This is a genomic window from Sphingobium sp. HWE2-09, assembly GCF_035989265.1.
In the GTDB taxonomy this organism is placed as follows: Bacteria; Pseudomonadota; Alphaproteobacteria; order Sphingomonadales; family Sphingomonadaceae; genus Sphingobium.
Map to the genome: position 1 here is coordinate 2592868 of NZ_JAYKZX010000003.1, position 12557 is coordinate 2605424.

The window sequence follows — 12557 nt, forward strand, 5'->3', positions numbered from 1 at the left end:
ACTGAGGGCAGCTCAACCTGCCGGCTCCGCATTCCGCCTATCTTAACCCTCGGTCGAGACAGGCGTATTGAGCAGTTGCTGTTCCCACATATAGGCTATGCCGCTGCCGCCGACATGGTCGATCATGACCTGCGTTAACGGAGCGGCTGTCTCAAGACGTGCCCAGTCACGCTGCCATTCGGCCGCAAGAGCCAGCCAAGTGATCATGTTGATGCCACCGGCGATCATGCGCTGGACCGCGACCCCATGTGCCTCGACCGAAGTGCCGCCCGACGCGTCGGTGACCACCGTCACGTCCCAGCCTTCGCCCGCCGCCTGGATGGCCGGCATCGCCACGCAGACCTCTGTCCAAAGGCCCGCGATGATAAGCTGCTTGCGCCCGGTCGCCTTCACAGCGTCGACGACCGCCTTGTCCTCCCAGGTATTGATGAACGTGCGGTCGATCACCTCTTGTCCGGGGAAAACGTCGGTGACGTGCTTGAAGATAAGGCCTCCGCGGCCCGCTATGACGCTCGTCAGGATCGTCGGCACGCCGAAGACCTTGGCCGTTTTAGCGAGCGCGGTGGTGTTGTTCACGACCGCTTGAGGATCGTGGCTATTCAGGTTTGCGAGTTGATAGGGCTGGTGATCGATAAGCACGAGCACCGAATCTTCGGGGCGAAGAAGCGAGTTCGAGACCGTTGCGAAAGGTCATGGCTATTCCTTTGCTGCCGTAATTTGTCGTCGAAAGGGGCGCTAGGACAGAGCATCGCCCCACAACTGGGGTATCATCGCCTTTTCTGGCGCGGTAGCTTCACACCCTGCTATGCTGTGTTGCGCACTTGGGAACACCGGATGGATATCGAAGAACTAAGGACGTTCGTGGAGGTCGCGGATGCGGGCGGAGTCACTGCTGCGGCGCTTCGATTGGGTGTGTCGAAGTCGATCGTCAGTCGGCGCCTCGCACGCTTGGAGGCGGACCTGGGCATTCAGTTGCTCGCGCGCACCACACGAGGTGCGGCGCTAACGGAGGCGGGGACTACCTTCCGGGACCATGCAGCAAAGGTCTGTGCCGAGATCGACATAGCGCGGGAAACCATTCTCCCCGCTGGCGCGCTACGCGGCCGCCTTAGGATTTCGGCTCCGCTTACTTTCGGGCCGACGCACTTTGCGCCTGTCATTGCGGAGTTGGCGCGGCGCCATCCGGACTTGAAAATCCAGGCGTCCTACTCAGACCGGTTCGTGGACCTCATTGCAGAGGGGTTCGACTGCGCCATCCGTGTCGGCCATCTCAGCGACTCTAACATGATGGCAAGACTGGTGGGCTGGACGACGGGCAAATATGTCGCGGCTCCAGAATATATCGAAAAATATGGCTCGCCGGAAACGCCTGACGAGTTTGTGACCCATCAGGTCGTCATGCAGGGAACCGAGAGTTGGCCGGTCACGGACGGCGACAAGATCGTCATGATGAAGCCACAGGGGCGGTTCAAAGCCGACAACGCGGTTGCACTCGTAGGCGCAGCGCTTGCGGGTATAGGCCTCGCCGGACTGCCCGAGGCGCTGATCACGCACCATCTCGCTTCGGGCGCGCTGGTTGAGGTGATGCCGCGCTATCCGCTGCCCAGGCTCGGAATATACGTAATCAGACCGCCCGGGCAGCATCCTGCGCGCAAGATCCGCGTGCTCACGGACATGTTGGTCGAATGTTTCGGCGGATCTGCCCTGAACACACAAGAGACGCGTTGATAACCCGCCAGCGTTCCGGGTGGTGCAACACAGCAGTAGCGGAGGCAGCACTATCATGAACGCTACCTAGAGGACAGATTAGCGACAGACCGACGCCTCGTGCTCCGTGTTCCCGAGGGTCGCTACCGCGCTTCCGGTCGGGACGCGGTCAATGCCAATGAGTGGGATTATCCGTGAAGATCAAATTTGGGCAGGTGCTCACCGCATTTCTTGCAACCGGGGTCTGGGGTGGACCAGCCATTTCACAGACCTCCGCATCGCAGGATAAGCAGGAACAATGGCAATCTGAGGCTAGCGATCGAGATCGTCCAACACAGGCGCCCCAGACGCCCATCAGCATTCCCTTCGAGATACACGACAACCTTGTCGCTCTCGATGTGACACTCAATGGTCGGCGCCAGTCGGCAGTGCTCGACAGCGGCTCCGGCGCGCTCCTGGTAGATCAGCGGACGACTGAAGCGCTCGGTCTGGCGACTGCAGAGTCGATCGGGGAGGCGGCGGGTGCCGGTGCTCAAGCGCAGCAGCTACGCCCAATCGACATCGCCGCCCTGAAAGTCGGCCCCCTCGGCTTTGAGAAGTTGCCCGGCCTTTCCGCAAACCTGGAACAACTCTCGTCGTCGGCAGGCATGACGATCGAGGTTCTGATCGGCTCTCCTGCATTCAAATATGGCGCGGTGCGGGTCGATTACCGGCGGAAGCTCATCACATTCGGCCCGAGCGGGAGCATCGGCAAATGTGCAGCGCCGATTCCGCTCACGATCGTCTCCGATGTGCCCATGGTTGAAGCCGAGATCAGGCCAACACCAGCCTCTGATCCGGTGAAGCTCAAGCTCGTCGTGGATCTCGGCACGCGTCACAATGCTTTGATGATCGGCGGTCCCTTCGTGCGCACCGATGCAGGTAAAGCGCTGATTGCTTCGGGTAAGGCGCAGCAGGTGGGCCATGGGACAGGCGGACCGGTGCAGGGCAGCTTGGTTTCTATCTCGGAAATGCGCCTTGGTGGAACGGTCATCACCGGCGTCGAGGCGGCGGTTACATCGGGAGTTCGGGCCTTTGAAATCGGCTTATTTGACGGCTCGCTCGGTGTCCCGTTGTGGAAGGCAGGCGCGATAACCTTCGACTACCCGGCCAAGACCCTCTGCATCGAAGGTTAACGATGCGTGCAGTGACCGTATTGGAGGCGTTCGGTGGCCATTCTCGTAGAGGAAAGTCCGTGATTTTAAACAAGCTTGGATCGAAGAACCGGTGGTCAAAGGGGCGAATGCATCTACCGTGACATGCCCCATAATGTCATCGTAGAAACCAACTAAGTCCTTACGGTGTTGCGAACCAATCGCTTGCTCGACGTTTAGACAAGCTCGCTATCGGAAGATCGCCCCCGAAGGTAGCCGGCGTCGGCCCAGCCCGTCAGGATTGCCTGTGAAGCGTAATCCGGGTGAGTTCGGCGGGACGGCCCAGACGCATTGCAAATCCAGGCCATATGCCAGTCCCATTGTTCACATACAGCGTCATCTCGTCGATCATATAGCGTCCTGACACGAAGCCATTATTGCCCATCGCTACAAGGCGATCCAATCCAGGTATCATGCCGCCATGGGTGTGGCCGGACAGCTGAAGCGAGACACCGCGCGCCGCCGCCATGCTTGCTGGACCGGGCTGGTGGTCGAGTAGGAGAATGGGCGTGCCTGTCGGTGCGCCAGCCAGAGCGGCCTCCAAGTCCGGCGGCGGCATCCCAGTTGCTGGCGCCGTCCTGTCCGTCACGCCAGCGAGCACAAGACTACCGCCCTGACGGCGGAGAACCGCATGGTCGTTGGCCAGAATGTGCATGCCCATTTCAGCGAAATGCCGCATCCATTCCTGATAGCCGAGGAAATATTCATGGTTGCCCGGACTCATGAACACGCCATCACGGGCGCGCAGGTCGCGCAAGGGTTCGACATCGGCGCGGCGCATCGCAAGGCTGCCGTCGATCACATCGCCTGTTATCACGATCAGATCGACATCGAGCGCGTTTGTGCGATCGACAACGGCCCGAGTCCATGCCGTCGGAAACAGACGGCTGATGTGCAAGTCGGTCAATTGCACCATGGTATAGCCGTCGAACTGCGGCGGCAGCCCAGCAATGTCGATCCTTACATCCTTCAGTGCCGGAACCCGCGTCGCGTTATAGACACCGACCGCGGCAAGGATCATGGCCAGGACGGCCATCACATAGCGCATGTCGACGGGCATCACTATCGTTCGCCCCGGTGCCAACCACAATAGGAGCAGAGCCACATCGGCGAGCGCCTGCATCAGCGCGAGGAAGAGGATCGCGCCGCCCGCCCAGTTGAACAGGATGACGATGGCGCGGGGGAACTCCGGCGCGAAGATCGATCCGGACGACAATTTGCTCCAATATTGAAACTGCGAAGCGACCAGCATCAGAACCGCGATTACGAGCTTCGCCGCCAGCGGCCATGGCAGCGGCCACAGGAAGCGCGTGATGACGAGCATAGAGGGCAGCGCGAAGATGAGGTGGAAAATAGGATTTGCTCCGGTGAAGTTGACAAGGGTCGGCGCATGCAACAGCCGCCCGCACCATCAGGGCCGATATATTGGGATGATGCAGGCACGGATACCGCGCTTCAATCCGGCAGCAGCTTGTCCAATGTTATCGGCAGGTCGCGCACGCGCTTGCCGGTCGCGTTGAACACCGCGTTCGCCACTGCGGCACCAACACCGGTTATGCCGATCTCCCCGATGCCCCGCGCCCCCAGCGGCGACCGGGGATCGGGAATATCCGTCCACATCACGTCGATCTGCGGCACGTCCAGATGGGTCGGGATATGATAGTCGGCGAGCGAGGCATTCATGATCCGGCCGCTACGCTCGTCGAACAAGCTTTCCTCGGTCAGGGCAAGGCCGAGCCCCATGATCATGCCGCCCCGGAACTGGCTGGCTGCGGTCTTGGGATTGAGGATCCTGCCGCAATCGAAGGAACCCAATAGCCGATCGACGCGCACTTCCCCGGTGATGTCGCTGACGCGCAGTTCGCAAAAAACGGCGGACGTGCTGTGCATGGCGAATTTGAACATTTCGAGCGGCATGCTGCCCGCCGCCGTTACCGTCAGCTCATCCCGCGCAGCCCGCGCAAGGATCGACGCGAAACGCTCATGTCGCAACGGATCGGCGATGCTGGCGATGCCGCCATCGGTGAGTTGGACCTCGCCCACGCGCAGCCCGGCGACGGGGCTGGCATTGCCCGCCAGACGCAGCATTTCGCCCGTCAGCTTTTCCGCAGTGGCGATGATCGCTCCGGCGACGGACGCCGTCTGCGACGATCCGCCTGCCATAGGCGCTGCGGGCAGGTCTGAATCGCCCAGTTCGAAGCGGATCGCCTCCAGCGGAAGCCCAAGCCGGTCGGCAGCGTGCTGCGCCTGTACCGTCGCTGTGGCCATTCCCATTTCCTGCGCGGAGCAGGCAATGGTCGCCGACCCGTCGGCATGCAGCGTGATGCGGACATGGGCGCCGGGCATGCGTGCATAGGGAAAGCTGCCCGCCGCGCAGCCCATGCCGATCCGCCATTCGCCGTCACGCCGCGCACCCGGCTCGGCAGTCCAACGGCTCCAGCCGAACCGTTCGGCGCCGTCAGTAAAGGCCTGCTTCAGCGCATGCTGGGAAAAAGGCGTGCCGGAGACGGGATGCCGCTCGGCAATATTGGCGAGGCGCAACGCCACTGGATCGACGCCCATGGCATGCGCCAGTTCATCGACCGCGCTCTCGACCGCGAAAGTCCCGATCGCTTCGCCCGGCGCACGCATGAAGGTATTGGGCACGATGTCGAGATCAACATGGCGCTGAAGAAATTCGAAGCTCTTCGCATCATAGAGCGCGCGCGAACCGAGCGTATATTGTTCCGGGCAGGCACCATAAGGCGGCATCACCGAATAGCCGCTATGGATCAGCGCGGTGAACTTGCCCGCCGCATCCGCGCCGATGGCGACGCGCTGTTCGGACGGGGTCCGGCCGCCGATGATGCGGTAGACGCCCTCCCGGCTGAGCGTCAGCCGCACCGGGCGCCCCACCATCCACGCCACGGCGACAGCAATGATCTGATGATCCCACATGCCTTTACCGCCGAAGCCGCCGCCTACGAAGGGCGACAGAACCCGAACCTGCTCCCTCTTGAGGCCGAACAGCTTGGCGAGCGCCGTCGCGCTTGGCGCGACCATCTGCGTCGTGTCATGCACCAGCAAACCGTCGCCTTCCCATAGGGCAGTGACGGTGTGGAGTTCGATGGCATTGTGATTCTGCGGGGGCGTCCGATAGACATGGTCGACGCTATGGGCTGATTGCGCCAGTTCACGCTCGGGATAGCCGACCGTGACATGGTTCTTCTCGATCAGGACGGATGCGGGCGTCCGGGCCGTCGCCTTGGCCTCCTCGAACACGGTCTTCGCCGGTTCGGCCATGTAATCGATCACGATCAGCGAGGCGGCGTGATCGGCCTGTTCCTGGGTTTCTGCGATTACGGCTGCGACGACCTGACCATTATAATGGATTTGCGCGTCCTGCAGGATCGGCAGATCGCTATTCCCGACGGCGGACATGTCGCTCATGCCGATCAACGCCAGCGTGCCGAGACGCGGCATGTTCCGGTACGTCACGACCAGAACAACGCCGGGCGCTGCTTCCGCGGCGCCTGTGTCCAGTTGCGCTATCCGGCCCCGGGTGATCGGGCTGTAGACAAGCGCTGCATAAGAAAGATTGTCCACCGCGACTTCGGCGGCAAAGCGCGCTTCCCCTGCGACCTTCAATGGTCCGTCCAGTCGCGACGCCTGCCGCCCGATCGCGGCGCGTCGTTCGATCAGCGGGTCGGGCGACCCACCCGGTAGCCAGCCTGCGGGCACCCAGCCGATGACGGTCCGGACCGAGCCGATCACGGCGTTCTGGATCTTGGTCATCGGGCCGCTCCTCCCAATTCGACGAGCATGGCGGACAGGGTTCGTTGCGCCAGTCCGCGCTTGAAGCCATTGCCGGGCAATAGCGTCGCTTCGGCAAATTCCGCCTCGAACGCTTCCTCTATCGCTGCCGGCGAGAGGAATGCGCCGCGCAGCGCGTCTTCTATCCGGGCCGCGCGCCAGGGCTTGGGCGCGATACCGCCAAACGCCACATTGACGGTATCGACCCTGTCCTCGCGCATCGTCAGCCCCACCCCGACCGAGACGAGGGCGAAGGCATAGCTCGCCCGGTCGCGTACCTTGCGATAGGCGGAACGTGCTGCGAAAGGCGATGGCGGAAGCGCGATCGCGACGATGATCTCCGCAGGATCGAGCACCGTCTCGATATCGGGCCGTTCGCCCGGCAAGCGGTGGAAGGCGACGAGCGGGACGGTGCGTTCGCCTGCTGGACCCACGAGATGGACCCGCGCATCCAGGGCGGCGAGCGCGACGCACATGTCCGAGGGATGGGTGGCGATACAGGCATCCGATCCGCCCAATATGGCGTGATAGCGGTTGAAACCACCGATGGCGTCGCACCCGCTGCCCGGCACCCGCTTGTTGCAGCGCGAGCCGGTCACGTCGTTGAAATACAGACACCGCGTCCGCTGCATCACATTGCCGCCAACGGTCGCCATGTTGCGAACCTGCGCCGATGCTCCGGCCAATATGGCGCGCGCCAGCATCGGATAATCGGACCGCATGAGAGGATGCGCCGCAACGGCGCTGTTCCGCGCTGCCGCGCCGATGATCAGGCCACCATCCTCCGCCCGATCTATGCCGTCCGGAAGAGCCGTGACATCGATAAGCTGCGAGGGTGTATCCACCCCCTTACGCATCAAATCGACCAGATTGGTGCCGCCGCCGAGCAGGCGTACGTCCTGCCCCCTCACCATCTGCAGCGCGTCCGCGACCGAAGGCGCGCGGGCATAGCTGACCGGGTTCATGGCCGGTGCGCCCCGGCAACGTCGAGGATAGCGTCGACAATCCCGTTATGCGCGCCGCATCGGCACAGATTGCCGCTCATCCGCTCCTGCACCTCCTCCCGCGAAAGGGTGATGCGATCGACTGCCAGATCGGCGGTGAGATAGCTTGGCATGCCCGCAGCCACTTCTTCCAGCATGGCCGTCGCCGCGCAAATCTGGCCCGGCGTGCAATAGCCGCACTGGAAGCCGTCATGCTCGATGAACGCGGCTTGCATCGGATGTAGAGCCTCGGTCGTACCCAATCCCTCGATCGTCGTGACGGATCGCCCGTCGGCTTGCACGGCCAAGGTGAGGCAGGAGAGGACACGCTTGCCGTCCAGCAGCACGGTACATGCCCCGCAGGCTCCCTGGTTGCAGCCGACCTTCGTGCCGGTCAGGTTCAACTGCTCCCGCAACAGGTCGAGCAGCGATACGCGCGCGTCGTCTGGAGGGGGAAAATCCTGTCCGTTGACCGTAATCGTCATAGGGCTTGCCTCCTTCGTCGCGAGTGGCGCGACCACGTGCTGCTTCCCAATATATAACGATCTTCGTACTATTCAATAATCGTTATATACGATTTTCGTAATGAGTGCGATGAACTGATCGCGTTCCTCGGGCGCCAGCCGCTCCAGCATCAGCCGGTACATGTCCCGATATGTCTTGCGCTGGACAGTGACATAAGACTGGCCCTCACCGGTAAGTTCCAAGGCGACGGCGCGGCGATCCTGTTCGACACGGGCGCGTTTGAGCAGGCCACGCTTGACCAGGCGGTCGGTCGCGGACGAAATCGTGGTATTGGCCGTGCCCAAAAAGCGCGCCACGTCGCTCGGTCCGCAGGCAGGATGCTGGGCCACATAGAACAGCGTCTGTTTGTCGAGTTCGTTCAGCGGCTTCTCCGCGCTCATAGCTTCGGCAAGCTTGTAGCGGCGCGTGAAGGTTTCGAACGCAGAGCCTAGCGTGGCGAGTTGGTCGTCGGTCGGCTTTGTCATAGCGATCGCATAACGCGCCATGCCTGCTTATGGCTAGATGGTCTGGAGCATAACGCTGCGACCGGCATGATCGACCTTTGACGGCCATATGTTGCAGTCCGATCGTCGACTGTAGCGCGCGATGGCTGGGACGCCTTGATGAAGACTGCTGTAGCGTATGTCACGTCCGCAGCGATCCTGGCGGAACAACATCGCAAAATGGCGGAACCCGGGGTCGGGTGATAAGGATTGAAAGTCCATGCGGACCAATCGTCCGGGCCGTTCGTTTATCCCTGCATGCTGACACCCCGCACCCTGTCCAACGGCATCAAACAGTCTATCCGCCATCAGGTGGTCGCTATGTTCAACGACCATGGCAAGGGCGAAACACCCATATCAAGAAGCGCCGATGCGCTGTTTGGTCCAGACTCGGTAGCATGGCGGGTGCATGGCGACGTGGCGTCGATGATGGTCGGCGGGATCGGCAGCCTGCTTATGCAGATGTTGCACCCTTCCGTTCTAGCTGGCGTTTGGGATCACTCGAATTTTCGGGCGGACATGCATGGCCGCCTACGCCGGACTGCTCGATTCATCGCGGTGACGACCTATGCCGATCGGAAATCGGCGCAGGCGACCATGGCGCGAGTGCGTAGGGTGCATGATCATGTCAGCGGCACGTTGCCGGATGGCACGGCCTACCATGCCAATGATCCGGCCCTCCTCGCTTGGGTCCACGTCACCGAAGCGAGCAGTTTCCTGGATGCCTGGATTCGCTATGGCGAACCGGCCATGCCCGCCGCCGACCAGGATCGATATTTCGCGGAAATGGCGCTGATCGGCCGCGCCATGGGCGCCGATCCGGTGCCGACATCGCGATCAGAAGCGCGCGCCCTGATCGACGAGATGCGCCCGCAATTGCGCGTGGACGATCGTACCCGGACGGTCGCACGCCTGATCATGAGCGGCGCCACGACCAGCCTGGCGGCCGAAGCGCCACGACGGTTGGCGGTACAGGCGGCGGTCGATCTGCTCCCGCAATGGGCGCGCAAGATGCACGGGATGAGCCTGTCTCCGTTGGAGCGCCCGATCGTCCGGGCAGGAACCTTCGGCATCGCACAGACACTGCGCTGGGCATTCAAATGACGAAGGCTGGCAGCATCGAAGCGCTTCGGCTGGCGATGGAGGCAGCGGCCGATCGTGGCGATTTCGAGACCGCCGCGGACTTGCGGGACCGTATCAGCCTGTTGCGCACCGCTCCTGCGGGAACGCAAGCGACCGATTTCGATCCGGCCGGTCTGGTGCGCCAAACGCCCGGCGCCATGGGTCTGGGGACGAACCGCCAGCGCGTATCGACCCCGCCCGGCTGGTCGCCGCCCAAGAAGCCAGATCCCATGACGACGGGGCGATCCCGGCGAAAAGGCCCGCGCAAAGGCGACACATGACACTGATCGCGCAACCAAAGTGACGTGCCGCGCATTCCCTATCCTCCTCCCGCTCCCACACTGGAGACGTTCCTTGTCCAGCGCGTCGTCGGCATATCGGCCACTGCTTCCACCGCCCCTTGCCGTTCTTCTCTCCTTCCCGGTTGCGTTGTTCACCATCGCGCTGTTCACCGACATCACCTATCTTCGGACGGCAGAGGTTCAGTGGACGAATTTTTCGTCCTGGCTCATCGTCGGGGCGCTCGTGTTCGGTGGGGTCGCGTTGGCGTGGAGCCTGATCCTGGCGATCATGTGGCGCGGGGCGCGGCTCTATGCGCTGTTGCTCGCGCTTGCGTGGATAGCGGGCTTGGTCAACGCGTTTCAGCATAGCCGCGACGCATGGAGTTCGGTCGGGACGACCGGGCTGATACTCTCCATCCTGAGCGCAGCGTTGGCCATCGCCGCAAGCTGGCTTACGCATGGCGCCAAGCGGGAGATCGCCCGATGACCCATTATCTCCGCATATTGGGCGCGACTGCCGCCATTCTTGCCCTCGCCGCCTGCGGCAGCAGCAAGCCCGGCATCGACCAGACCGGCGCCACCCCCGACTTGCCCGCCCAGCGCGAGACGCTGATACCGCCGATCAAGATCGCCACGCCACAGGGCTGGGATGGCGAAAAGCCGGTCGCACCGCGGGGCTTTACCGTCACCGCGCTCGCCACCGATCTCAAAGTGCCGCGCCAGACGCTGGTGCTGCCCAATGGCGATATCCTCGTCGCGGAAGGATCGGGCGGTGCGGATGCCCCGCTGCTGCGGCCCAAGGATGTGATCGCGGGCTATATCAAGAGCAAGGGCAAGACGCCGGTCAAAGGTGGCAACCGCATCACCTTGCTGCGCGATGCCGATGGCGATGGCAGGGCCGAGGTCAGGACGATCCTGATCGACGGGCTGAACGCGCCCTATGGCTTGGCCTTCGTCGATGGCAATCTCTACGTCGCGGATCAGGACGCGTTGCTGCGCTTTCCGTACAAGGAAGGCGACACCCGCATAGCGACACCGGGGCAGGAGGTGACGAAGCTGCCGTCGCGCATCAACCATCATTGGACCAAGTCGCTTGCCGCCAGCGCGGACGGCACGAAACTCTATGTCGGTATCGGCTCGAACAGCAATGTCGGCGAGCGCGGCATGGCGGTTGAGGAGGACCGGGCCGTCATCTGGGAAATCGATCGTGCGACCGGCGCGCGCCGCACCTATGCCAGCGGTATCCGCAACCCCACGGCGCTCGCCATCAATCCGCAGACCCGCGCGCTCTGGTCGGTGGTCAACGAACGCGATGAACTGGGTCCGCAATTGGTGCCCGATTATCTGACGTCGGTGCGGCCGGGCGGCTTCTATGGCTGGCCCTACAGCTATTGGGGGCGCAACGCCGATCCGCGGGTGCATCCGCAAAATCCAAAGATGGTCGCAAAGACGCTGCGCCCCGATTATGCGCTTGGCTCCCATGTCGCAGCTTTAGGTTTGAGCTTTGTGACGGGCGCAGGCGTCGGGCCGTTCACGCAGGGAGCTTTCGTCGGCGAGCATGGCAGCTGGAACCGGCAAGATCCGTCGGGTTACAAGGTGGTGTGGATACCCTTCGTCAATGGCCGCCCGGCGGGCAAGCCGGTCGATTTCCTGACTGGTTTCCTGAAGGACGGACATGCGCGGGGACGACCGGTCGGCGTCACTTACGACCCGGTACGTCGCAGCGTGATCGTCGCTGACGACGTGTCGAATACGGTATGGCGAGTTGCGCCGGATCGCCCTGCATCGGCTCAATGACGTCGCCTTTGCAGTGGCACGGGCCAGTGGAGCTCACGACCAACCCCGAATGGCCGCAACTTGCCATTTACGCCGTGGGGGCTGCGATCCTGCTGATCGTATTATTCAACATTCCCTTTATCGGGCGGATATTGTGTGCGCTGTTTTCGGTGGGATTGCTGGCCTTGTGCCTGTTTATCCTGTTTCAGCAGGCCCCGTTCGATCCAACGCTTGCCAGATTGAAATCCAGGCTTGGCCTCGACGACCAGATGGTTTCCGGCAAGGATGTGCGCATTGCCATGAGCCGGGACGGCCATTTCTGGGCGCGGGTCAAAATCAATGGCGTGGAACGGCATATGCTAGTCGACAGTGGAGCGACCATCACAGCCATATCCCAGACCACCGCGGATAGCGCGTCCGTTGAGCGCAACACCAATATGATGCCCGTTGTCATGCAAACTGCCAACGGGGCGGTTACGGTAGCAACCGGCTCGATTGACCGATTGCACATCGGGGCCATCCAAGCGCGCAATCTCAAGGTCGTCATCTCGCCCGCGCTTGGCCCGGTCGATATATTAGGGATGAATTTCCTGTCGCAGCTCGCCAGCTGGCGTGTGGAAGGCCGAACATTGATCCTAGTACCACGAAGCGTATCAGAACAATCCTGACGTAGAGCTTTCACAAAGCCTTCTGCAA

13 protein-coding genes are annotated in these 12557 nt (G+C 62.3%); 7 read left to right on the plus strand and 6 right to left on the minus strand.

Going from position 1 to position 12557, the window contains the following annotated elements:
- Nucleotides 1-42: 42 nt before the first annotated feature.
- Nucleotides 43-645 carry a hydrolase gene (locus U5A89_RS18090; RefSeq protein ID WP_338162411.1) on the minus strand — a complete coding sequence of 201 codons (603 nt, stop codon included), beginning with the start codon at nucleotides 643-645 and terminating at the stop codon, nucleotides 43-45.
- Between the two features lie 189 nt (nucleotides 646-834).
- On the opposite strand from U5A89_RS18090, the gene U5A89_RS18095 reads away from it, so the two are divergent.
- Nucleotides 835-1728 carry a LysR family transcriptional regulator gene (locus U5A89_RS18095; RefSeq protein ID WP_338162412.1) on the plus strand — a complete coding sequence of 298 codons (894 nt, stop codon included), beginning with the start codon at nucleotides 835-837 and terminating at the stop codon, nucleotides 1726-1728.
- A gap of 173 nt (nucleotides 1729-1901) precedes the next feature.
- Nucleotides 1902-2882, plus strand: coding sequence for an aspartyl protease family protein (locus U5A89_RS18100; protein ID WP_338162413.1), 981 nt, complete (start codon nucleotides 1902-1904; stop codon nucleotides 2880-2882).
- 253 nt (nucleotides 2883-3135) lie between these two features.
- Here the strand turns inward: U5A89_RS18100 and U5A89_RS18105 are convergent, their stop codons facing one another.
- The 5 genes from U5A89_RS18105 to U5A89_RS18125 all read right to left on the minus strand — a co-directional run bounded on the left by U5A89_RS18105 (nucleotide 3136) and on the right by U5A89_RS18125 (nucleotide 8664).
- A complete protein-coding gene (locus U5A89_RS18105) occupies nucleotides 3136-4224 on the minus strand; it encodes a metallophosphoesterase (RefSeq protein WP_338162414.1) in 1089 nt (362 codons plus the stop codon).
- Nucleotides 4225-4355: 131 nt separating this feature from the next.
- Complete coding sequence (locus U5A89_RS18110; protein WP_338162415.1) at nucleotides 4356-6674, minus strand: xanthine dehydrogenase family protein molybdopterin-binding subunit; 2319 nt, start codon at nucleotides 6672-6674, stop codon at nucleotides 4356-4358.
- A complete protein-coding gene (locus U5A89_RS18115; protein WP_338162416.1) occupies nucleotides 6671-7657 on the minus strand; it encodes an FAD binding domain-containing protein in 987 nt (328 codons plus the stop codon). Before U5A89_RS18115 ends, U5A89_RS18110 begins: the two co-directional genes overlap by 4 nt.
- Nucleotides 7654-8160, minus strand: a complete 507-nt coding sequence (locus tag U5A89_RS18120) for a (2Fe-2S)-binding protein (protein WP_338162417.1) — start codon at nucleotides 8158-8160, stop codon at nucleotides 7654-7656. Before U5A89_RS18120 ends, U5A89_RS18115 begins: the two co-directional genes overlap by 4 nt.
- Nucleotides 8161-8232: 72 nt before the next feature.
- The gene (locus U5A89_RS18125; protein ID WP_338162418.1) at nucleotides 8233-8664 is read right to left on the minus strand and encodes a MarR family winged helix-turn-helix transcriptional regulator; all 432 of its coding nucleotides are present in this window, start codon (nucleotides 8662-8664) and stop codon (nucleotides 8233-8235) included.
- A 276-nt stretch (nucleotides 8665-8940) separates the two neighbouring features.
- Here U5A89_RS18125 and U5A89_RS18130 point away from each other — a divergent pair, with 276 nt between their 5' ends.
- The 5 genes from U5A89_RS18130 to U5A89_RS18150 are packed head-to-tail and all read left to right on the plus strand — an operon-like array spanning nucleotide 8941 to nucleotide 12529.
- On the plus strand, nucleotides 8941-9786 hold the full coding sequence (locus tag U5A89_RS18130; protein ID WP_338162419.1) for an oxygenase MpaB family protein: 846 nt from the start codon (nucleotides 8941-8943) through the stop codon (nucleotides 9784-9786).
- Nucleotides 9783-10085, plus strand: a complete 303-nt coding sequence (locus tag U5A89_RS18135; protein WP_338162420.1) for a UvrB/UvrC motif-containing protein — start codon at nucleotides 9783-9785, stop codon at nucleotides 10083-10085. The genes U5A89_RS18130 and U5A89_RS18135 overlap by 4 nt, the downstream gene beginning before the upstream one ends.
- Before the next feature lie 19 nt (nucleotides 10086-10104).
- Nucleotides 10105-10572, plus strand: coding sequence for a DUF2231 domain-containing protein (locus U5A89_RS18140; protein WP_445190667.1), 468 nt, complete (start codon nucleotides 10105-10107; stop codon nucleotides 10570-10572).
- Nucleotides 10569-11882 (plus strand): PQQ-dependent sugar dehydrogenase, encoded by a 1314-nt coding sequence (locus U5A89_RS18145; protein ID WP_338162422.1) that lies wholly within the window; start codon nucleotides 10569-10571, stop codon nucleotides 11880-11882. Before U5A89_RS18140 ends, U5A89_RS18145 begins: the two co-directional genes overlap by 4 nt.
- A complete protein-coding gene (locus tag U5A89_RS18150; protein ID WP_338162423.1) occupies nucleotides 11879-12529 on the plus strand; it encodes a retropepsin-like aspartic protease family protein in 651 nt (216 codons plus the stop codon). Before U5A89_RS18145 ends, U5A89_RS18150 begins: the two co-directional genes overlap by 4 nt.
- Nucleotides 12530-12557 lie beyond the last annotated feature (28 nt).